The sequence below is a fragment of the Streptomyces cyaneofuscatus genome (assembly GCF_033109485.1).
Classification (GTDB): domain Bacteria; phylum Actinomycetota; class Actinomycetes; order Streptomycetales; family Streptomycetaceae; genus Streptomyces; species Streptomyces cyaneofuscatus.
This window is the reverse complement of the sequence record NZ_CP137002.1, coordinates 5,466,717-5,487,329: the sequence shown is the minus strand read 5'-3', so window position 1 is coordinate 5,487,329 and position 20,613 is coordinate 5,466,717. Positions and strand designations below refer to the sequence as shown.

The following is a 20,613-nucleotide window of genomic DNA, read 5'->3' as shown; positions in this document are numbered from 1 at the left end:
GCGACGGTGAAGGCTGCCAGAGGCCATGATGCGCCGTGCGGTCACCGAGCATTTCGACGTCTGCTGAGGAGGCCATCTATGGTCACAAGTGTGCCGCGCCCGGAGTACCCGGTTGCCGCGATGTCTGCAGTGGTCGGCGTGTTGGAAGGGTCTTTGAACGATTCACTGAAGGCGATCGAGACCTCGGACAAGGCAAGGACGTCGGTACTCCGCAGCTCGCTGAACGTCGCACGCCTCAGGTGCGTTCCAGATCCTGAGGCCGTGATGCTGGAGACCTGGGAGTCCTGGGTGTTAGCCATGACTCGCCAAGAATTTATTCACCTCTTTACACCCGTCAGTGATCCACAGAGAAATCGAACGAGTGAACCCAACTCGCTCAGATTTCAGTGACTTCCCTTCGCCCTTGGGACAGATGCAGAGCTCCTGAGTTACCTTCCAGGCGATATGGCGGACCCTACCGAACTTCGCGCTTCGGTCAAGTTCCCCACCCTGTCACGCAGACGGACTGAACTCCTTCTCTATAGTAATCTGAGGAAGATTTCCCCTTCGAAATATCAACAGGAGTGACTCATGACCGCAACGGTAGGCTGGCACGCGGTCCCGCAGGTCGACGAGCAGATAGCCGAGCGCCTCAAAGAAGAGCTGGAAAGAAGCATCCAAAAGATTGACGCCTCTCCTGCGGTTTTTGGCATGGCATTGAACGAAGCAGTCCTGCAGATGCGGGTACGCCAAGCCCTCAACCCTAGAGGTAATCGTTTCGCCACGTGGGACGCCACCGTCTCGGCCATGCAGGTTGGTACGGCAGCCTTTGCCGCCGCCAGCATCACCGAAGGCCGGATCGAGACACGCATCGACCACGAGATGCGGACCATCAACGCTACAGGCCCTCAGTTCTACGCGAATGCGGGTAACTGGCTCACCTCACTGTGGCTTGTCCTCGTCTGCCGGGATCAGCAACGTATGGACCAGATGTGCCAGGTTCCACTCGATCTCCTTCGAGCATCCGGCACCGAAGGTGATGAATATATCTTCCACTGGGTAGACGCTCTGCAAACATACTGGCAGGAGCGGCCAGGGCTGCCGGAGAAACTGACGGCTGCGATCGAGCAGTCTCACCCCGACATCGCCACCGTCGCGCCGCGCGACCTTCTTCAGGATGTGCTGTACCCGCCGATCAACCTGTTCTACAAGTTTTTCCGGAAAGACCACGATGGCTTCAATGAAGCGCTCGTGGAAGCTTTGGAACTGCACAAGACATACTGGAACGCACCGGAGCGCGCCGGGGACATCGCCGGCTTTCTTGCTCTCGGTCCGCTTGCCGTCGCGTGCCTTGCCTACGATGCCGGATTCCCGATCGAAGTCGAGTCCGACTACCTGCCCATTCGCCTCCTGGACCGCTCCTGGGCGGGCGAGTTCGACACGTGATGGCGTCGGGCCGAAAGGAGATGAGCAAGTGAGCGGCCAGCCTTCACGTGCCGTGTCGGACCGCCTGGGAGCGATCGACTGGGACGACGACGGCGCCGCCTTCCGCCACGCCCACTCACGCGCCCTCCTCATGCGGGAGTACCTGCGACGAGCGGCCCTGTGGGCCAAGGCGTACGGGGCCGAAGAGTCCTGGCCATTCTTCGACATCGCCGCGCACGTGGACGCCGCCATAACGACTTCGCCCGATGTCGCCGCCGAACTGGAGCAACTACTCCGGAGCCTCGCTCCAGCCTCCCTCCGCACCACCTGCCGTGGAGCCGTTCGGTGGCCGGCGCTGCTGACCGCCCACCGTGGCCTGCTGGCCGAGCTGCCGGATCCGTACGAACCGCTGCTCCTCATGTACGAGCGTGGCGGCGGCTACCACCTCGGGGAGTACCTCGACCTCAACGGCGTGATGATCCCGCTGGGGGACATGGAGAGCAACGTCTCCGCCGCTCCCTTCGTCACGCTCGCCCCGACCACCCTCGACGCTCTCGACGCGGAGGGCGAGATGACGTACTTCGCGAAGATCAGCGACGGCTATCCCCGGCACAGCCCACGCGGCATCGTCCGGCGGCGCGTCAAAGACGACGGCCGGACCCACGATGAAGCGTTCACTCGCAATCTACGCTGGGAACCGACCGAGTACCTCAAGCTGTACGACCTCGGGCACAACGACATCGACCACGTGCGCATCACCGAGATCGAGGCGGCTGCATTCATCGAGGGGGCTCTTCCGTGAATGAGGTCATCATCCGACATGATCTATCGCCCGGACCAGATGCCGATCAGTTCGCGGAACGCTTGAGTAAGCGCGTCGCCCGACGCATCGATAGGCTCGAAGACTCTGCGGAAATGATCGATTACGCCTTCAGCACTGCCAACTTGGCCATGCGGGCCCATTGTGTGGCCGACCCCCGGGCGGCAGCAGTGGAGACATGGGAGTCGACAGTCAATTCGATGCAACTGGGGTCGGCGATCTTCGCCCTGCTCGGTGCGGCCGAGGGAGCGGTCGAATGCCGGATCAACCGAAAGTTGCGGACCATCCCGGCGACCGGACCGATGTCCACTGCTGACGCCGGCACGTGGCTCTCCGCCTTCTGGCTGGCCGTCATCTGCCGTGACCAGGAACGAATGACGCAGCTCAGCGAAATCCCCCTGGAGCGGCTGCGCTCACCGGAGGGCTCCTACGACGAGTACATCTACCACTGGGTGGACACCCTCCAGAGCTGGTGGCTACGGCGCCCGGACCTCGCGGACAAGCTCATCGCCACCATCGAAGCCTCCGACCCCAACGTGGCACGCATCGCACCACAAGACCTCCTCCAGGCCGTGCTCTACCCGCCGATCAACCTCTTCTACCACTACATCCGCAACGACCGCGACGGGTTCGCCCCCGCCCTCACCGACGCCCTGAAACTCCACAAGACGTACTGGACCCTCAACCAGGACCGCGCCAAGGACATCGACGGCAGCATCGCCCTGGGCCCCCTCGCCATCGCCTGCCTCGCCTACGACGCCGAATTCCCCCTCGACATCGAATCCGACTACCTCCCCAAGCACCTGCTCCAGCGCACCTGGATCGGCGAATTCCCCACCTGACCCCGCCCGCAGTTGACGGGCGTACCGGGCATGCGAAAGGAATCCGGTGCGGTCGGCAGCCCAGGGGATTCGAGCAGCACTGCGACCGTTCCCATGGACGTTCGGAACGGACTGCCCGATCGTCGCATGCCCTGTGCCCCGATGGGGCGCCGCTGGCGTTGTCAGTGGGCGCGGGCACACTGCCCGTATGAGTGTCTCCTCGTCCCCTGCAGCCGACACATCCCAGAGCTCGCCTGTCTGGGTGGAGTCGATGGGTGGGCCTTTGGTCGCCATCCCCGTCTCCGCGCTGGCGTCATGGAGCGGGTGTACGGAGACCGGGGTCATCGTGGGAGACGCCACCTCTCCGGACGACTACGACCGGGCGTGCGCGGTGGACGATCTGGCAGGCGTGATCGCCGTGGGCGAGGACGGTACACAGGCACTGGTGCTGGCGGACGAGTCGGCCACCAGCTGCTATCTGCCCGAGCACCGAGCCTTCCTGCGATGGCTCGCCGCCGACTCCGAGACCGAGCTGCAAGTTGCGGCCAGAGCTGTCCTGGCAGACCCGGCCACCCGCTGGGAGGAATGTGGCACGTGGGTGTCGGACGGGCCGGTCACGCTCATGGACTCCGCCGCAGCAGGGCAGTTGCTCCGCCTGAATCGGCCACGTGCGACAGGGAGTATGCAAATGAAGATCGCAGGATTTTTCGAAGAGCTCTGGCCACCATCGTTCGGTGCCCCGATCGGCAAGGCGAGAGATTACGTCTCATCGAACCGGTATGAGGACGAGAGTGAAATAGTTGAGTATCTCCTTTCAGGGCATGATCTCTTCAGCGTGATAGGGTCTTCCGCAGACGTCCTGGGGTCGGGAAAGACCGTGCTCGGCGGCGACTCGATCTTCAGTGACGGCATATGGATCTGGCGGGGTGACCTCTGGTTCTATGTGCGGGCCTACCACATCCGACTGCCGAGGGAATTCCTCACTCATATGAGGCGGGGTCAGTATCTGATGCCCCAGGAAGATGCGACCGGACTCAGAGCCTTGGCACAGCAGGTTCACGACCGCCTCTAAGAAGCGGCCTACTCGCTCGCGTGGATGACATACCCGTACCCGGTGTCCACATTGATGGAGAAGCAGAGCACCGGCTTCCCACCACTCCCTGCCACGCGCGGCGTCTCAACCCGACTCACCTGGTGAGCTCAGACAAAGTACTCCTCTGCGTCGACCATTTCGCTGCTCATGAGACTCATGAGCGCCCCATATTTTTCACTTCCCAGGTAGTAAGCACCCGTGTGATGCGAGAAGAAGAACCGACCGGAATTATCCAGGAGCAGCGTAGATCCGTCGTAGGTGTCATATCCGACAGGGAACAGCTCGGCGCCGAGTTTCCCTGCCAGTTCAGCTGTTTCTTCGGCATCTCCTTTGAATACGAGGCGTGGAGCGAAAATTGCAAAGTTCTTCGGTGTTGTATCGATGACAGCCCGAAGGAATGCGTGCTCGCGGATGAAGGCCAGCGCTGCGGCCGAAGGATCGATCTCGACGCCATAGGCGCGGTATCGTTCGACAACGGCAGCGATAGCACCAATGGCATCGTTTCCGACGTCGCGCCCTGGATACCATCCGGCTTCGGTGAGCCACGCGTCCACTTCAGCGGGTGTTGAAAGCATCGGCACGGTCGTCCTCACCTCCTTCCGGCTCCTATCGCATGCGGCCGAACAGCCGAGGCCGCCGGCCCTCTGCCGCGGTGTGGCCGAGGAGAACCGCCTGCTCCCTCTTCAGCCGCGTGAACCGGTCCCGGGTGTACTCCATCAGCTCTCCGGCGGGGAAGGGTATGACCGACAGGTGCTCTTCGTAGCGGCCCTGTGCCCATCGTGCAGCGGTGATCTCGTAACCGGACACGTGGGCGCAGAGCTGGAGCAGGGCCGGTGGCATCTCCTGTTCGATGAGGAGATCCGCCTTGGTGACCACCACGTCGCGCATCGCCTGGATGTTGGGGATGAAGACCGTGCCGGCCCAGGTGCGCCACTCGGCAAGCTCCTGCTCCGTGGGGGGTATGTCGTGATCGAAGGGATCGCGGCCGTCGGGCCGGGCGTGCCTCGCGGAGAAGGTGTCGTAGGTCCTGCTGTTGGCCTCCATCAGCGCGAACAAGGGTCCGTAGAAGTCGCTCAACTGAAGGTTGACGCGCGCCAGACGAGCTTGTCGCTGCGCCAGTCGCACACCGTTGAGGTACGTCGCCAAGTAGCCGGCGAGTGCCAGAGCGACGGTCACGATCAGAGTCGTCATGGCAGACGATGCTAGGTGGAGCTCCGCTCCCGGCGACGTCTCCCGGTCGAGGTGGAAGCCACCGCGGTCATCGAGTAGTTCGGTTCACTCACCTGCGACGCCATGGTGCGGTGCCCGGTCAAAAGCCCTCCGCCGGTGTGGTGAGATCTTTCCTGTTTCCTCCTCCCTTCGCCAACGGGAAGAGGGACCGACCGAGCACCACACGGAGCAAGAGAGACGGGGAACAGAAGCCATGCGGAAGACGGTTACGGGGATAGCTCTGGCAGCGGCTGCGGCGATGCTGCTCACAGGTTGCGGAAGCGACGATGACGCGAAGGCCGGCGGGAGCGCGGCCGACCGTGCGGGCGACAAGGCTCCTTCGTCGCAGAGCGCTTCACCGGAGGCGGCCCCAAAGAAGGGGGCGCACGAGGTGACACTGGAAGTCGGGGGCACGGGAAAGGTCGCGGTCATGTACAACGCGGCCAGCAGTGGCTTCGAGGAGCAGTCCCTCCCCTGGACGCTGACGGAGACCGTCGAACTCACCGCCGCCGAACAGCGCGTGGGATACCTCGTGACGGCCGTGCCGGGCACGATCACCGCCGCCGACGGCTCATTGCAGCAAGCCCCCTGCGTCATCAAGGTCGACGGCAAGAAGGTCGCGGACAACGACGCCGGTAAGAACCCGAAGGGTTGCACGTTCACCATCAAGGGGTAGCCGGGGGCCAGACCCGGAGCAGGAGTCAGAGCCGGAGCCGGAGCCGAAGCCGTGCGGAGAAAGCGTTCGCCCCACCGTCACCGCGCTCACTAACCTGCCGCCCATGACCTCGCTCGCGCGCCACCGCCTGTCCCCCGCCGAAACCGGTCCCGCACTACGCGCACTGGGCGAGTGGACGTCGGCCGCCGTCCCCGGCGGCGGCCTCCACCCCGGGGACGTGGGCTGGCTCCTGCGGTTTCACGACGCGGCCGTCCTTCTCTGGACCGACGGCGGGATCCCGGTGGCCGTCGGCTTCCTGGACGGCCCCGTGCTGCGCGTGACCGCAGCGCCCGGCGCCGATCTCGGGGCGCTCGCGGCCGATGCCGAGGAGGTGCTCGTATCCGGCAACGACTGGTCCGACGGTCTGCCCATACCTGGGTGGGAGCCTGATCAGAAGGAGTCCTGGCTCGTCCTGTCGTGGGCCCCGCGGCCGGTTTCGAGCCGTGCCGAGACGGTGGTCGGTGGGGCCATGACGTCCGACCGGGTGCTGGTGCATCGGGCCGCCTTCGCCGGATCCACCTTCACGGTCGAGCGGCACCGCACGATGATGCGGTCACCGGCGGGCGGGCTGGCCGTGGAGGCACTCGTCCGCACGCCTGCCGGGGAGCCCGCAGCCGCCGCGACCGGATGGTTCGCCGGCGAGGGCAGGTGCGGGCTGCTCGAACCGGTCGGCACCCATCCGGACCATCGTGGGCACGGCTACGGGCGCGATGCCGTGCTGGGCGCTTGCGCGGCACTCGTCCACCGGGGCGCGAGTGCGGTCGCCGTCCTGACACCGGCCGCGAACGAGGCGGCGGTGGCGCTCTATCGATCGGCCGGGTTCACCGTCGTGGGCGAGAACCGGGACTGGGTTCGCCCTCGATGAGAGGGGTCCCTGCACAGCGGGTCACGGCACCTCGGAGTTCCGGGCCAGGGGGATCTCCGCAGGGTCATGGATGCTGCCGTCCGTGGCGTCGACGGCCGCCTCCAGGGAACCCGTCGGCATCGTGGCCATGAGCAGCCAGTCCACCCGCCATTCGCCGTCCCGGAACCGGGCCGAGAGTGTCGGGTCCGGCTTCTCCTCGATGGCGTCGGCCCTCTCCGGGAAACTCTTCGCGAAGGTCTTCCACGCCTCGCCCTCCGTCACGCGCACGGGCGGGAGTTGGGGGTCGGCGACCTTGCGTTCGGTCAGCTCGCTCACACGCCCCTCCTCGTCGATGCGCACGTCGAACCGGTGAGGGAGCACGACCTCTCCCTCGTACCTGCGCCAGCTCACGACCCACCCGGGCCGTCCGCCGTCGTCGGGGCGCGCGACCTTGACCTTCGCGTTCCTGGTCCCCCAGGGAGCGAACCGGTCCGCATACGCCCGGGCGATGAGCACCGCCTCCTTGTCGCCGACGGGGCGCTTCGCGGCGGCGGCACCGGCAGCGGCGCCGGGTACGGAGAACGCTCCGCTCGGCTCGTCGGTGGCCGACATGATCTGGACGGTGAAGTCCCACTGGCCCGGCCAGCTCAGTTCGGCCATGCCGTTCCCGAAGTAGGCGGTCACGGTGGCCGCATCCTCGAAACCGGTCGTCGTGACGGAGTAGTCGGTGACCCGGTACGCGCCCCCGAAGGCGTCCCGGAGCCGCTGGTCGATGGCGGCCTTCTGCGCGGACGTCGCCGGGGGCGCCACCGTGTGGTTCATGACGACGAGATCGGCGGAGGCATACAGAACGGCCCCATCAGGGCCGTCGCGATCCCCGTGGCGATGAGCCCCTTCCTCGCCGTCCCACGCGGCAGAGGGGTCCCCCGCAGGAACACGATGACCAGCGCGCCGAGCGCCGTACCGGCTAGACCGCCTGCCCCGTTGGCCACGAAGTCACTCGTGTCGCACGCCCTGCCGATCGGGGCCAGGGCCTGTGTCGTCTCGATCGCGGCCGGAAGGAGGAGACTGAAGCCGGCCACCAGCCCCGGCCGCCGCGTGGCCAGCACACCCAGCAGGCCGAACGGGACCAGCAGGCAGAAGTTCCACTGCCCCTGCGTATGGCGGAACGGCTCGAATACGTCCCGGTTCACCGTGCATATCGCGGAGCCGCCCCGTCTCCCGTACTCCACATCGTCAGCGCGAGTGTGGCTGCCGTACAGGCTCCCCACAGGCCCCAGATGAAGGGGCGTTCACGCTTTCCGCGAACTGCGGCGTAGGTTCCCGCCCCTGCGGCCAACGAAAGGATGACGGCCAGGGCGATGAAGAGTTCATGCCCTCGGAAAACGGCAGACAGCATGAGGACCGGGACTCTCGTGAAGATGCCCCCGCCCCGATTCCGGCGAGGCATGTGATCTTCACATTATGTAGGTCACGCGGAGACGATCAACAAGAGGGCACGCGTGGCCGGGTCCGTCGTCAGGCGGCGGCCTGGGCGGGCCCGTGCTGGTTTCGGTAGTCGCGGCAGTCACGGCAGTGGCCGGGGGTGGGGGCACGGAAGGCGCGTTCGCAGCCGTCGCAGGTCTGGAACGGGGTCACGGCGATGCGTGGGCGGGCGGGCGCGGCGAGGTCGTCGGCGCCGGGGAGGGGTGGGGGGAGGAGCACGGTGAGGCGGTGTTTGAGGAGTTTGGCGGGGTGGCGGAGGGGTTGGGGCAGGTCGTTGGTGAGGGTGTGGCGGATGGTGTCGGGGTGGGTGTCGCGTTCCAGCCAGGCGGCGACGGCGGGGGCGAGGTGGCGGATGTCGTTCTCGGAGAGGACGAGTTGGTGCGCGTGGCGGCGGAGATCGCTGAGAAGCGCGGTGGCCGCGCGTTCCAACTCGGTTGTGAGCTCGCCGGGTTGTGGCAGGGGCGGGCGCGGCGGCTTGGGGGCGGTCGGGGGTGGGACGAGGGGGACGAAGGGTGCGTTGTGCGGCGGTGCGATGTCCTGCGGTGCGTGTTCTTCTTCGTGTTGTACGTCGGGGAGTGCGGGTGCCTGCGGTGCCGCCGCCCCTTCCGGTGCGGGGGGCTCGGGGGTGGGATCCTGGACCGGTGGCGGGGGCTGCGGTGGGGCGGGGCGCTGCGCGACAACCCGGGGGCGCAGCAGGGCCGTTGGTTGGTTACAGAAGACCGTGCGGGTGACGATGCGGCCGTTGGGCAGACGAGTACGGGCTCGTCGCAGGTAGCCGTGGGCTTCCAGTTCGCGCAGGGCGGCGGCGATGAGCTTCTCGCCTTCGGAGAGGCGTGCGGCCAGCGCCTTGATGCCGATCTCGGTGCCTTGGGGCAGCGACTGGATGCGGACGGCGAGGCCCACGGCGGTGGTGCTGAGGCTGGCATGCTGGGCGAGGTGGTTGCCGACGACGGTGAACCGGTCGGTGTGCGGGATCACGATATGGATCACGCCTCGGACCGGGAGAGGGCCGGGAAGCTCTGTCAGGGCGCGCGTGAGCGCAGTATTCTGCGGGGTATCCATCGGGAAGCGTTCTCTTCCTTGGTGGTCAGGCCCTCGATCGGGATTGCAGTCCCGGCCGGGGGCCGACGTATGTCTGATGAGTGATGACTGATGTCTGGTGGCGTGAGCATATGCCTGCCAACCGGTGCGAAATCCAGCTCAGTTGGCAAACCTCACCCGTGTGGGTGACGCGTCCCCGGGATCCGTCAGGTCCAGGACGGGGTGGGTGGGGTTGGGTTATTTCTCTTAGTTCTTTAAGTAGTTGATGTCGTTCGCCACCACGTCGCGGCCGGGCACGATCCGGTGAGTGGTTTGTGCCGGACACCGGATCGCGCCCGCGCACGACCCGGTCGGGATCGTCACCGTACGAGGGGTGAATCAGCCATGCCGGAGCGAGTACGGACGCCCATGTCCGGCTTCGGTCCGCCTCCTACCGTGAGCCCATGAACACAGGCACGCCGTACGCGAGCGCCCTTCCCTGTACGCCGGATCAGTGGCCGATGCTCTACCTGTGCGCGGTGGCCGTCCTGGCCGGTTTCGGTCTGCTCGTGAATCTCGGCGCGCTGTACGTGTCCATCTTCGCCACCGACGACTGCGGCACCACCACGCCCACCCCGTTCCGCTGCACCACGGCGGGCACGCTGACGATGTACGCCCTGCCGTGGGCGGGCCTGATCGGGGCAGTCGTGGCCGCCGTCGGCCTGGGCCTCGACGCCGAGGCCGCTGCGACTCCCCCTGGCGGTTCCTGCTCGCCGGGGCCGGTGCGCATCTGGTGTCACTCGTCGCCCTCTGCGCCGTGGTGATGTGGGGCCGCGGAGAACGAAAGGCTTCTTCCTCATGAGCATCGACATCGACGCCTACCAGCACTGGAAGGCCAAGGCGGTCCGCCGGCCCGACGACGTGACGACCACGACCCCGCTGACCTGGCAGGTGGAGAAGTGCGGAGAGGCCGAGCGGCGCCTCACCGGCCGGTACCTGCCGCCCTCCGCCCGCTCCACCGGACGCGCCACCGCCGCCGACGCCCTGGCCACGCTGGCACTGGGCGAGTCCATCCGCCGTACGGTCCTGCGGCAGCGCGGGGGAAGCGTGCACGCCGCCCTGGAGCGTCCCCGGCGGGCCGGCGCTCCTCGTCCCCGCCGCCGGGTGGTCCGCCTTCGTCACCGCCGTACGGGACGGGTCCCTGTAGCCCTGCGGCGTCGGAGCCTCAGCAGTAGCCCGGCCGCCGCTAGCGCCCCTACGGCGCCTGACGCGACGCCGAGCGCCAGGCCGGCGCCGAAGCCCGGGCCGTCGTCCGATGCCGGGGACTCGTCCGGGGCCGGGACCTTCACCTCTCCGCGCAAGGCGATCGAGGGGTAGTCGCACACGTGGTCGCGGTCCTTCTCCGTGACGCAGTCGGCGTCCTTGTGGCGCAGCGTGAATGTCACGGGGTACGTGCCGGAGACCGGCCTGAACCGCGAGATCACGCTCGTGTACCCGCCCGCGTAGGGGTCTCCTCCGGAAGGGGGAGAGGTGTCGCCCCGGGGTGGTCTCAGCGTGTCCGGGGCGGCTTCCTCTTCTCGAAGAGCCAGGTGTCGAAGAGGGCCGTGAGGTCCTTGCCGGACCTGTCCTCGCACAGGGCGATGAACTGGCCGGTGTCGGCGTTGCCGTGCCGGTGCTGCCGGGTCCAGGTGCGCAGGATGCCGAAGAAGGTCTTGTCGCCGACAGCCTCGCGGACCTTGTGTACGGCCATCGCGCCGCGTCCGTAGACCGGTGGGCCGGAGACGCGTCCCGCGCTGGGCGGGGCGGCCGGCGGGAAGGCCCAGATTCCCTCGCTCTCGGGGTCTGTACCGTCGTAGAAGGCCTCGAAGATCTCGTCGGCGGTGCGGTCTCCCTGTGCCTCCTCCCACAGCCACTCCGCGTAGGTGGCCAGGCCCTCGTTGAGCCAGATGTCCTTCCACTCGCGCGGGGTGACGGAGTTGCCGAACCACTGGTGCGCCAGCTCGTGCACGAGCAGCGCTTCGTCCGGGGCCTCGTCGAAGTAGGGCTTGGTCTGGGTCTCCAGGGCGTAGCCGAGATCGGGCAGGTGGTCGACGATGGCGCCGGTGGAGGAGAAGGGGTAGGGGCCGAAGCGTTCGCCCGCCCAGCCGACGACCTCGGGGACCAGCTTCTTGACGTCGGCGGCGTTCTCGGACTCGTCGGGGTCGGTGGCGATGCAGACGGGCAGACCGTCGGCGGTCCGGCCCTTGGCGACCTCGAAGTGGCCTACGGAGATGTTGGCGAGGTAGGTGGCCATGGGCTCCTCGGTGCGCCAGTGCCGGGTCACCGCGCCGCCCTTGTCCTCCTCCGCGACCTCCTCGATCAGTTCGCCGTTGCCGACCACGTCGTAGGGGTCGCCGTCCTCGTCCTTGGGCACGGTGACCGTGATGTCGTAAGTGGCCTTGTCCGAGGGGTGGTGGTTGCCCGGGAACCAGGTCATGGAGCCGGAGGGCTGGCCGAGGGCCGTCGATCCGTCGTCGGTCTCGATCCAGCCTTCGACGCTTCCGTCGTCGTCCTCGATCGTGCGGGGTGTGCCGTCGTAGGTGACGACCGTCTTGAAGGCGTCGCCGTGCTTGAGTGGCTTCGCCGGTGTGACCAGCAGCTCGTCCTTCTCGCGCGTGTACCGGGCCTTCGCGCCCTGCACCGTGGCCCCGCGTACCCGTAGCCCTGACAGGTCGAGGTTGAAGCGGCTCAGGTCCTGGGTGGCGCGTGCGGTGATGACAGCCGTGCCCTTCAGGCGGTTGGTCTCGGGCACGTAGTGCAGGGTCAGGCCGTAGTGCGTCACGTCGTAGCCGCCGTTGCCGAGCGCCGGGAACAGCCGGTCGCCCACCCCGGCCGCGCCGTGCTTCGAGGCCGCAGCCGCGTCCTTCCCCGGTATGGAGCCGGTGCAGGAGGTCGTCATGGCCAGGAGGAGTGCCACAGCCGGGACCCCGCGGGACGGGCGGGCCGGGAACCTCGCAGCATGAAGGTTCGTCGCCGCCTGGGGGTTCATCTCGTGTCTCCGATCGTTCAGGGAACGCGGGACGTAAGAAACCCTTCGGTGCCTCTTGGTTGCCTCATCGTTGCGGCGATGACCTCAGTCGTTCGCAACAGCGGGCGGGGCGGAACGCGATGATCCGCGTTCCGCCCCGCCCGCTGTTCGTTCGCCGGCATCACACCGTCGGATCAGACCCGACGGTGGCGGCCGTAGTACTCACCCGTCGTGCGGTGGAAGTCCGCGTCGCCGACGTGCTTGTCCTTGTCGAACTCCGGGGCGTCCTTGATCTGGTCCTTCGTGAGGTCGATGTAGACCTTCTGGTCGTCGGTGTCGATCCGGCTCACCGTGCCCGCCGGGAGGAGGACGTGCTTGCCGAAGATCCATACGCCGGTGTCGACCACCAGGTACGAGGACGTGACGTCGTCGGAGTGCTTGTCGACCTTGCCGATGCTGCCGTCGGTCGCCTCGACCTTGTAGCCGATCAGGTCGGTGCCGACGGTGTGGCCGACGGTCGGCTGGTAGCCCCACAGGTTCTCAGACATAAAAGACTCCTTCGATCGCACCTGAATGAATTGCGTTCGGCGGACCCTGCACCCCGTAATGGAGGTGCTCTTTCCGCCGTGCCCACTTCCTGAGCAACCGCTGACAGCCTCGTGCCCGGCACCGTCGGCACCATGTCTGCGAACTCGTGCGTTTTTCGATCCATTTCGCGGGAATTCGATGCACCCGCGCACCGCCCCCGCGCGACCCGGATGAGAATCATGGGTTTCGGAATGGCTGGGGCGTCAACGCTAAGGAGGACTTGCCCGCAGGCGCGGACAGGGCCGCAGCTCGACCGAGGGTGTTCCAGCATGGGCGTAGAGCGTTCCGGCCCTGATCAGAGGCTCCGCGATGTGGCACGGGCGATGCGCGGGGTCATCGAACTGCTGGAGGTCTACTGGACGCGGGTTCCCGAAGGGTTCTCGCCCGTCACCGTGTCCGCGCCTCAGCTTCGGGTCATGTACGTGATCGAGCGCCGGGAGGGCATCAATCTGCGGCAGCTGGGTGAGGAGCTGGACGCGGCGCCGTCGTCGGCGAGCCGGCTGTGCGACCGGCTGGAGGCCATCGGCTTCGTACGGCGGTCCTCCAGCACGGCCAGTCGGCGCGAGGTCGAGCTGCGGCTGACCGCTCAGGGGCGGGCGCACCTCGACCGGCTGCGGGCGCGGCGGGAGGAGCGGCTGGCGGCCGCTCTGGCGCGGGCGTCACCGGCCTCGCGGGCCCGGCTCATGGAGGCGGTGGAGACCATCCGCGTCGCGCTCACCGCCGCCGTACGGGCCGAGCCGACGGAGTCGGCCAAGTCGGCCGATCCGCCGGACACGGGGGTGCAGCGGCCGCCCGGGGACGGGGCGGAGCGGCGTACGGGGTGACCGGTGCGGAGCAGCGTGCGGAATAACCGGCGCGGGGGCGTACGGGGTGACCGGCGCGGGGGCGTACAGGGTGAACGGCGCGCGGCGGGGCGGCGAGACTCCCTACCGCGCCCGGCCGCCACCGCGCCCCTGCCCTCACCACTCCCGGGCCGCGATCAGCTCCTCCCCGTCCGCGTCCTCGAAGCCGTACGCCTGCGCGATGAACCAGAACGCCTCGCCTATCTCCTCGCGCGCCACCGTCTCGATCTCGCTGCCCGCCGCCTCGAACTCCGCCTCCAGGGCGTTGAACTCCTCCGTCGCCCCCTCGGTCAGCCGGTACAGCGCCGCCAGGTCCGCCGGCCGCTCCGCCTCGATCCGCTCGCACAGGCGCAGCAGCACCGCCCGGCCCCGGTCCAGGACGTGGTCCGGGTAGTAGTCGTCCTCGTACAGCGGGAGCAGGAACGCGTGCTCCGCCACCTGCTGGTTCGTGATCGTCACGATGGCCCCTCCGCCCTTGCCGGTGCGCTCCCGTCGATCGTGCACCACGCCACTGACAACGCCACCGGCAACGCCCCGGTACAGCCGCTCTACCGCGTGCTCAGCATCACCCTGGACAGCTCCGTGACCGACCGGTAACTTCGAGGGGGAATGAGCAAGCGCTTAGCCCTGTCCGGTGAGCGAATACACCAGCCGATCAAGGCCGATCAAGGAGGCACCCCGTGCGCCGTACGGTATTCAACGAGGACCACGAGGCGTTCCGGGAGACCATCCGCGCCTTCATCGCCGCCGAGGTCGTGCCGGTGTACGACGAGTGGTTCGCCGCCGGCGTCGTGCCGCGCGAGTTCTACCTCAAGCTCGGTGAGCTGGGCATCTTCGGCATCGAGGTCGACGAGGAGTACGGCGGCGCGGGCATCGACTCGCACAAGTACGAGGCCGTCATCTACGAGGAGACCGCCCGTGCGGGTGTCTCCTTCGGCGGCTCCGGCGTGCACACGCTGCTCGGCCTCCCGTACGTCAAGATGCTCGCCACCGACGAGCAGAAGAAGCGCTGGCTGCCGAAGTTCGCGACCGGCGAGGAGATGTGGGCCCTCGCGATGACCGAGCCGGGCACCGGCTCCGACGTCGCGGGCATGAAGACCACCGCCAAGCTCTCCGAGGACGGCACGCACTACGTCCTCAACGGCGCCAAGACCTTCATCACCGGTGGCGTCCACGCCGACCGCGTGATCGTCTGCGCCCGTACCGCCGCCCCGCGCGAGGACGACCGCCGCTTCGGCATCTCCCTCTTCGCCGTCGACACCAAGTCCGCGGGCTACTCGGTCGGCCGCAAGCTCGACAAGCTCGGCCTGAAGACCTCCGACACCGCCGAGCTGGCGTTCGTCGACGTCAAGGTTCCGACCGAGGACCTCCTCGGCGAGGAGAACAAGGGCTTCGGCTACCTCGGCACCAACCTGGCCTCCGAGCGCTGGGGCATCGCCTTCGGTGCGTACGCGCAGGCCGCGGCCGCCGTCCGGTTCGCCAAGGAGTACGTCCAGGAGCGCACCGTCTTCGGCAAGACCGTCGCCTCGTTCCAGAACACCAAGTTCGAGCTGGCCGCCTGCCAGGCCGAGGTGGACGCGGCCCAGGCCGTCGCCGACCGCGCGCTGGAGGCCCTGGACGCCGGTGAGCTGACAGCGGCAGAGGCGGCCTCCGCCAAGCTGTTCTGCACCGAGGTCGCGCACCGCGTGATCGACCGCTGCCTCCAGCTGCACGGCGGATACGGCTTCATGAACGAGTACCCGATCGCCCGCCTCTACGCCGACAACCGCGTCAACCGCATCTACGGCGGCACCAGCGAGGTCATGAAGTCGATCATCGCCAAGTCCATGGGCCTGTAGGCGGACTCAGCCCCTCTGCAAAAGCTGTAAGGACTACGTTCTCTTCATGAGCGCAGCACTCGATTCCCTGCTCGATCTGCTCGACCTGGAGCAGATCGAGCGGGACATCTTCCGGGGCACGAGCCGCAGCGCGGTCGTGCCCCGGGTGTTCGGCGGGCAGGTCGCGGCCCAGGCGCTGGTCGCTGCGGGCCGGACGGTCCCCGCCGAGCGGGCCGCCCACTCCCTGCACGCGTACTTCCTGCGGGCAGGCGACCCGGGCGCGCCCATCGTCTACAGCGTCGACCGCATCCGCGACGGGAAGTCCTTCACCACCCGCCGGGTCGTCGCCGTGCAGCACGGGCAGCCGATCTTCCACCTCTCCGCCTCCTTCCAGACGTACGAGGACGGGCTGGAGCACCAGGCCGACATGCCCTCCTCCCCCGATCCGGAGACCCTGCCCACGGCCGCCGAGATGCTGCCCCGGTACGCGGACCGCTTCAGCGACCCGGGGATGGTGGACCGGCTGATCGAGGCGCGGGCCGCCGTCGACCTGCGGTATGTGGACGCGCCGCCGTTCGGCACGGTGGGCGAGGCGCGTGAGCCGCGTTCGCAGGTCTGGTTCCGCACCAACGGCAAGCTCGCGGACGACCCGCTGCTGCATGTCTGCATGGCCACGTACGTCTCCGACATGACGCTGCTGGACTCGGTGCTCCTGGCCCACGGGCGGGGCGGCTGGGCGGTCGGGGACGTGGTCGGGGCGAGCCTGGACCACGCGATGTGGTTCCACCGGCCGTTCCGGGCGGACGAGTGGCTGCTGTACGACCAGGAGTCGCCCTCGGCCTCCGGCGGGCGGGGCCTGGGCCAGGCCCGGATCTACACCGCCGACGGGCGCCTCGCGATCACCGTCATCCAGGAGGGTGTCGTCCGGGTTCCCCGTTGACCGGCGGCGGGATGAGCCCCGTCTGAGGTGCCATTTCGGACATACTCCCCTCCATGAGCTCCATGAGTGACGCGAAAGCCGAGAGCGAAGCCGACGACGGGGAAGGCGGCGGGGAGTCCACCTTCACCGTGATCGTGGCGGCCCTCGCCAACCTCGGCATCGCCGTCGCGAAAGCCGTCGCCGGGCTGATCAGCGGGTCCAGCGCGATGCTCTCCGAGGCGGCCCACTCGGTCGCGGACACCGTCACCGAGGTCATGCTCCTCACCGCGCTCAAGCGGAGCGAGAAGCCGGCCGACGAGGACCACCCCCTCGGTTACGGCCCCGAGCGGTACATCTGGGCCATGCTCGCCTCTATCGCCACCTTCGTCGGCGGTGCGGTCTTCTCCATCTACGACGGGGTCCACACCCTGATCGCGGGCGAGGAGCTGGGCGACCCCCTCGTCTCGTACATCGTCCTCGGCGTCGCCTTCCTGCTGGAGGGCTACTCCCTGCGCACCGGGGTCAAGCAGGTGCGGCGCGAGGCGTCGCGGCTGCGGGTGCCGGACACGTACTACCTCCGCCACACCCCCGACACCGCCGTGAAGGCCGTCGTCATGGAGGACTCGGCGGCCCTGATCGGGCTGCTGCTGGCGGCGGGCGGGCTGCTCGGCGGGCAGCTCACGGGGTCGGGGGTCTGGGACGGGATCGCGTCCTGCCTGATCGGCCTGCTGCTCGTGTACGTGGCCTGGGTGCTCGGCCGGTCCAACGCGCAGCTGCTCATCGGGCGGCCGCTGCCTCCGGCGGTGCGGGCGGGGGTGCGGGAGGAGCTGAAATCCGTACCGCACATCGTCGACGTACTGGAGCTGACCACGCTCATCCAGGGGCCGGCCGAGATCATGATCGCCGCGAAGGTCGACTTCCGGGACATGGCGACGGCCGAGGAGGTCGAGTGGGCTTGCGAGGAGGCGGAGGCGCAGCTGCGGGAACGGTTCCCGTCGGTCCGGCGGGTGTATCTGGACCCGACGCCGGGGCGGGAGCAGCGGGAGCGGCGCCGGGGGCCTTGAGGCCTTACGGCGCCGGCTCCGGCGCCGCCGGCCGCCCCCAGGAGTCCGCCGGATCCCCTACGCCACCGGATCCCCTACGCCGCCGGCTCCCGTTGCGGCGTCGGGCTCGCGCTCGTCCTCCAGCAGCCCCGCCGCGTGCAGCAGGTAGTCCGTCATCGGGTCGTAGAAGCGCGGGTCGGTGACGTGGTCGTCCAGGGGGACGGTGACCTGGAGGGTGCCCTCCGCCTCGCCGAGGAAGAGCGCCGGGTCGTTGCAGTCCGCGTAGCCGATGGCGTCCAGCCCGCGCCCGCCCGCGCAGCCCGCCCAGCCGTGGTCCGCGACAACGAGGTCGGGCAGCGGGCGGCCCAGGTGCGCCATGGCGTCCAGGATGGCCGCCATCGGGGCCGGGGAGTGGGTGTGCCAGAGGGTCGCCCCGCGTTCCAGCATCGCGACATCGGCGAACTGGACGACCAGCCCCTCGTCCGCGATCAGCCCGGAGGGGATGCGGACGATCTCGCAGCCGGCCCGGCGCAGGGCGTCCGCCGTATGCCGGTGCACGTCCAGCAGGCCGCCGGGGTGGCCGGTGGCGAAGAGGACCCGCTCGTGGCCGTCGGCCGCCTTGCGCAGGCGGGCCGCCATCCGCTCCAGGGCGTCGACCGTCAGCTCGGGGTCGATGGTGTCCTGGCCCATCCGGTGCGCGGGGTCGTCGTTCACTCCGCAGCGCTCGGCCATCACCGCGAGCACGTCCTGCTCGTCGGTCCAGCGGTCGCCGAGCTCCAGGCCGAGCCAGTAGTGGCGGTCACCGTTGGCGAGCTTGCGGTAGTGGGAGAGGTTGTTGTCGCGAGGTGTGGCGACGTCCCCCGCGATACGCGAACGGACGAGGTGGTCGACGAGGGCGGCGCGGCTGGGTATCGGCATGCACCCATTGTGCCGCCCGGGGTGCGGGGCGTGCCCGGTGTCCCGTACGGCGGACGGCACGTCGGGCGGTACGCAGGACGGTGCGCCTGACAGTACGCCGGACGGATCCGACCCGGGCCCGTAAGTCTTCCTGGACTGTTCACCCTCGCGTGACCTGCGCCTTCCCCGGCCCGACGGGTGCGGTCGGTCGAATGGAAACACCCAGAGGTCTGGACCAATTGAGTCACGCCAATCCGCTGTCTCATTTCCGCCCGAGGCCCCGTTCTCGCGCAAGTGGTCTATACCTTTGGCACTAGGGTGGGCCACCTGAAACGGGTACATACACAGCCGTGGGGGGCTTTATGACCGTGCATCACCTTCCGCAACCACCGTCCGACGACGAGCTCTACTGGTACTTCGGGCCGCAGCGGCGCTGGGTCCTGGTGAGCAGTTCGCTGGCGTTCGTCTTCACGGCGGCCACCATGTTCGCCTTCGCGTTACGGACTCCCGCCCTGTGGGCGTTCCTCGCGATCCTCGGGCTCAACGTCGTGGCGCTGGGGCTCTCCTCGGTCAACAGCCTGCGCCAGCGCCGGCTGACCCGGCCGTCGCACGAGGTGCTCGTCCACGTCTGGCAGCCCGCCGAACTGCCCACCGTGGACCTGTACTTGCCGACCTGCGGCGAACCCCTCCCCGTCCTCGACAACGCCTACCGCGCCGTCGCCGCCGTGGACTGGCCCGGCGCCCTGACCGTCTGGGTCCTGGACGACGGCGACCGGCCCGAGGTCGCGGCGCTGGCCGCCCGTTACGGCTACGCGTACGTCGTCCGGCCCGACCGGGGGCATCTGAAGAAGGCGGGCAACCTCAACCACGCGCTCACGCTCAGCAGTTCGGAGTTCATCGCGATCCTGGACGCGGACTTCGCGCCCCGCCCGGACTTCCTGCGCCACCTCGTGCCGTATCTCGCCGACCCCGCCGTCGGCATCGTGCAGAGCCCCCAGTGCTTCGACACCGACGAGTCGATGCAGTGGATCCAGCGCGCCGCCGGTGCGGCGCAGGAGTGGTTCTTCCGCTGGATCCAGCCCTCCCGGGACGCCAGCGACGCCGCCATCTGCTGCGGCTCCAACGCCGTCTACCGGCGCAGCGCGATCGACCTGGCGGGCGGCTTCGCGCGGCTCGACCACAGCGAGGACCTGTACACCGGGCTCGCCCTGCACGAACAGGGGTTCCGCACCCAGTACGTCCCCGTCCTCGTCGCCAAGGGCACCTCGCCCGACGAGGTCACCTCCTTCGTCAACCAGCAGTACCGCTGGGCGATGGGCAACCTCCACCTGCTCGGAACGCCCGTACTGAAGCGGATGCGGGCGCCCTGGCGGATGCGGCTCTGCTTCTACGAGGGCGTCGTCGGCTACCTCACGACGGCCGTGAACACCTTCGCCGCGCCGCTGCCGCCGCTGGTGATGATGTTCTGGTACCCGGACCACATCCGGCCCTGGCACGTGCTGCCGCTGCTCGCCCCGCTCTGGCTCTGGCACGTGCTGCTGCCCCGGATCAGCCGCACCCGCTGGCGGGTGGAGGTGATCCGGGCCAACGTCCTCACCAGCGTGGCCGCCGCCACCGCGTTCTGGCACACCCTGCGGGGCCGCAGCGCCGCCTGGGTGCCCACGGGGACGCGGAGCAAGGGGAGTTCGGGCTCGATGGCCCGCCGGGTGGTGGGCGTCTCGCTGGTCTGGCTCGTCCTGTCCAACGGGGCGGCGGCGGCCGGGATCGCGCTGGCCGTGGCCCGTAACGGCTGGGAGCCCAACTGGGGTCTGCTGCTCTATCTCTTGGTGCAGCTCCAGATCAATGTGCCGTTGATACGTGACCTGTTGACCGAGCTGCGTCCGGGGGCACGGGACGAGGACGTCCCGAAGCCGTCACGTGGTGCGGGGGCCAGGGCCTTCCTGGTGAGCCTGCGCTCCCCGGCCGGGATGCTGCCCCGCCGCTGGCCCGAGACCCTCGCCGCCTCCGCCGTCCTCCTGCTCACCGGTCTGCTCGCCTCGGGGTGGGTCAACCCGATGCTCCCCTGGTCGAGCTGAGCCGAGCCGAGCCG

The 20,613-nt window shown here is 68.4% G+C and carries 22 protein-coding genes; 13 read left to right on the top strand and 9 right to left on the bottom strand.

The features are described from left to right. The first annotated feature begins 570 nt into the window (after window positions 1-570). From R2B67_RS24190 to R2B67_RS24175, 4 genes are all read left to right on the top strand, one after another. A complete protein-coding gene (locus R2B67_RS24190; protein WP_317820997.1) occupies window positions 571-1,425 on the top strand; it encodes an immunity 49 family protein in 855 nt (284 codons plus the stop codon). A gap of 28 nt (window positions 1,426-1,453) precedes the next feature. After that, window positions 1,454-2,206 (top strand): hypothetical protein, encoded by a 753-nt coding sequence (locus R2B67_RS24185; RefSeq protein ID WP_317820995.1) that lies wholly within the window; start codon window positions 1,454-1,456, stop codon window positions 2,204-2,206. Between the two features lie 113 nt (window positions 2,207-2,319). Beyond that, window positions 2,320-3,066, top strand: a complete 747-nt coding sequence (locus tag R2B67_RS24180) for an immunity 49 family protein (RefSeq protein WP_317820994.1) — start codon at window positions 2,320-2,322, stop codon at window positions 3,064-3,066. A 187-nt stretch (window positions 3,067-3,253) separates the two neighbouring features. Next, a complete protein-coding gene (locus R2B67_RS24175) occupies window positions 3,254-4,117 on the top strand; it encodes an Imm21 family immunity protein (protein WP_317820992.1) in 864 nt (287 codons plus the stop codon). 128 nt (window positions 4,118-4,245) lie between these two features. On the opposite strand, the gene R2B67_RS24170 is transcribed toward R2B67_RS24175, so the two are convergent. Further along, window positions 4,246-4,731, bottom strand: a complete 486-nt coding sequence (locus tag R2B67_RS24170; protein WP_317820991.1) for an SUKH-3 domain-containing protein — start codon at window positions 4,729-4,731, stop codon at window positions 4,246-4,248. 13 nt (window positions 4,732-4,744) lie between these two features. Further along, the gene (locus R2B67_RS24165; protein ID WP_317820989.1) at window positions 4,745-5,329 is read right to left on the bottom strand and encodes a hypothetical protein; all 585 of its coding nucleotides are present in this window, start codon (window positions 5,327-5,329) and stop codon (window positions 4,745-4,747) included. Between the two features lie 409 nt (window positions 5,330-5,738). On the opposite strand from R2B67_RS24165, the gene R2B67_RS24160 reads away from it, so the two are divergent. Next, window positions 5,739-6,023 carry a hypothetical protein gene (locus R2B67_RS24160; RefSeq protein ID WP_317820988.1) on the top strand — a complete coding sequence of 95 codons (285 nt, stop codon included), beginning with the start codon at window positions 5,739-5,741 and terminating at the stop codon, window positions 6,021-6,023. Between the two features lie 103 nt (window positions 6,024-6,126). After that, window positions 6,127-6,927 carry a GNAT family N-acetyltransferase gene (locus R2B67_RS24155; protein ID WP_317820986.1) on the top strand — a complete coding sequence of 267 codons (801 nt, stop codon included), beginning with the start codon at window positions 6,127-6,129 and terminating at the stop codon, window positions 6,925-6,927. A 21-nt stretch (window positions 6,928-6,948) separates the two neighbouring features. Here R2B67_RS24155 and R2B67_RS24150 read toward each other — a convergent pair whose 3' ends face one another. The 3 genes from R2B67_RS24150 to R2B67_RS24140 all read right to left on the bottom strand — a co-directional run bounded on the left by R2B67_RS24150 (window position 6,949) and on the right by R2B67_RS24140 (window position 9,453). After that, window positions 6,949-7,728: a hypothetical protein gene (locus tag R2B67_RS24150; RefSeq protein WP_317820983.1), complete on the bottom strand. Its 780-nt coding sequence runs from the start codon at window positions 7,726-7,728 to the stop codon at window positions 6,949-6,951. Beyond that, complete coding sequence (locus R2B67_RS24145; RefSeq protein ID WP_317820981.1) at window positions 7,725-8,099, bottom strand: VanZ family protein; 375 nt, start codon at window positions 8,097-8,099, stop codon at window positions 7,725-7,727. The genes R2B67_RS24150 and R2B67_RS24145 overlap by 4 nt, the downstream gene beginning before the upstream one ends. Before the next feature lie 325 nt (window positions 8,100-8,424). After that, window positions 8,425-9,453 carry a hypothetical protein gene (locus R2B67_RS24140; RefSeq protein WP_317820979.1) on the bottom strand — a complete coding sequence of 343 codons (1,029 nt, stop codon included), beginning with the start codon at window positions 9,451-9,453 and terminating at the stop codon, window positions 8,425-8,427. A gap of 422 nt (window positions 9,454-9,875) precedes the next feature. Here R2B67_RS24140 and R2B67_RS24135 point away from each other — a divergent pair, with 422 nt between their 5' ends. Continuing rightward, entirely contained in the window at window positions 9,876-10,235 is a 360-nt protein-coding gene (locus R2B67_RS24135) for a hypothetical protein (protein WP_317820978.1), read from the top strand. A 34-nt stretch (window positions 10,236-10,269) separates the two neighbouring features. Further along, window positions 10,270-10,788: a hypothetical protein gene (locus R2B67_RS24130; protein ID WP_317820977.1), complete on the top strand. Its 519-nt coding sequence runs from the start codon at window positions 10,270-10,272 to the stop codon at window positions 10,786-10,788. A 172-nt stretch (window positions 10,789-10,960) separates the two neighbouring features. Here R2B67_RS24130 and R2B67_RS24125 read toward each other — a convergent pair whose 3' ends face one another. Together R2B67_RS24125 and R2B67_RS24120 are read right to left on the bottom strand one after the other, a co-directional pair. Beyond that, window positions 10,961-12,349: a M1 family metallopeptidase gene (locus R2B67_RS24125; protein WP_381074050.1), complete on the bottom strand. Its 1,389-nt coding sequence runs from the start codon at window positions 12,347-12,349 to the stop codon at window positions 10,961-10,963. A gap of 263 nt (window positions 12,350-12,612) precedes the next feature. Continuing rightward, window positions 12,613-12,966: a PRC-barrel domain-containing protein gene (locus R2B67_RS24120; RefSeq protein ID WP_128844473.1), complete on the bottom strand. Its 354-nt coding sequence runs from the start codon at window positions 12,964-12,966 to the stop codon at window positions 12,613-12,615. A gap of 309 nt (window positions 12,967-13,275) precedes the next feature. On the opposite strand from R2B67_RS24120, the gene R2B67_RS24115 reads away from it, so the two are divergent. Then, the gene (locus R2B67_RS24115; RefSeq protein WP_317820974.1) at window positions 13,276-13,830 is read left to right on the top strand and encodes a MarR family winged helix-turn-helix transcriptional regulator; all 555 of its coding nucleotides are present in this window, start codon (window positions 13,276-13,278) and stop codon (window positions 13,828-13,830) included. Window positions 13,831-13,965: 135 nt separating this feature from the next. Here the strand turns inward: R2B67_RS24115 and R2B67_RS24110 are convergent, their stop codons facing one another. Next, entirely contained in the window at window positions 13,966-14,307 is a 342-nt protein-coding gene (locus tag R2B67_RS24110; protein ID WP_018511264.1) for a DUF5713 family protein, read from the bottom strand. Window positions 14,308-14,528: 221 nt separating this feature from the next. Here R2B67_RS24110 and R2B67_RS24105 point away from each other — a divergent pair, with 221 nt between their 5' ends. The 3 genes from R2B67_RS24105 to R2B67_RS24095 all read left to right on the top strand — a co-directional run bounded on the left by R2B67_RS24105 (window position 14,529) and on the right by R2B67_RS24095 (window position 17,648). After that, complete coding sequence (locus R2B67_RS24105; RefSeq protein ID WP_018511263.1) at window positions 14,529-15,686, top strand: acyl-CoA dehydrogenase family protein; 1,158 nt, start codon at window positions 14,529-14,531, stop codon at window positions 15,684-15,686. Between the two features lie 46 nt (window positions 15,687-15,732). Then, window positions 15,733-16,605, top strand: a complete 873-nt coding sequence (locus R2B67_RS24100; RefSeq protein ID WP_018511262.1) for an acyl-CoA thioesterase — start codon at window positions 15,733-15,735, stop codon at window positions 16,603-16,605. A gap of 62 nt (window positions 16,606-16,667) precedes the next feature. Further along, window positions 16,668-17,648: a cation diffusion facilitator family transporter gene (locus R2B67_RS24095; protein ID WP_237329427.1), complete on the top strand. Its 981-nt coding sequence runs from the start codon at window positions 16,668-16,670 to the stop codon at window positions 17,646-17,648. 57 nt (window positions 17,649-17,705) lie between these two features. Here R2B67_RS24095 and R2B67_RS24090 read toward each other — a convergent pair whose 3' ends face one another. After that, on the bottom strand, window positions 17,706-18,545 hold the full coding sequence (locus R2B67_RS24090) for a phosphatase (protein ID WP_317820972.1): 840 nt from the start codon (window positions 18,543-18,545) through the stop codon (window positions 17,706-17,708). A 341-nt stretch (window positions 18,546-18,886) separates the two neighbouring features. On the opposite strand from R2B67_RS24090, the gene R2B67_RS24085 reads away from it, so the two are divergent. Then, a complete protein-coding gene (locus R2B67_RS24085) occupies window positions 18,887-20,599 on the top strand; it encodes a glycosyltransferase family 2 protein (RefSeq protein WP_317820970.1) in 1,713 nt (570 codons plus the stop codon). The last annotated feature ends 14 nt before the right edge of the window (window positions 20,600-20,613 follow it).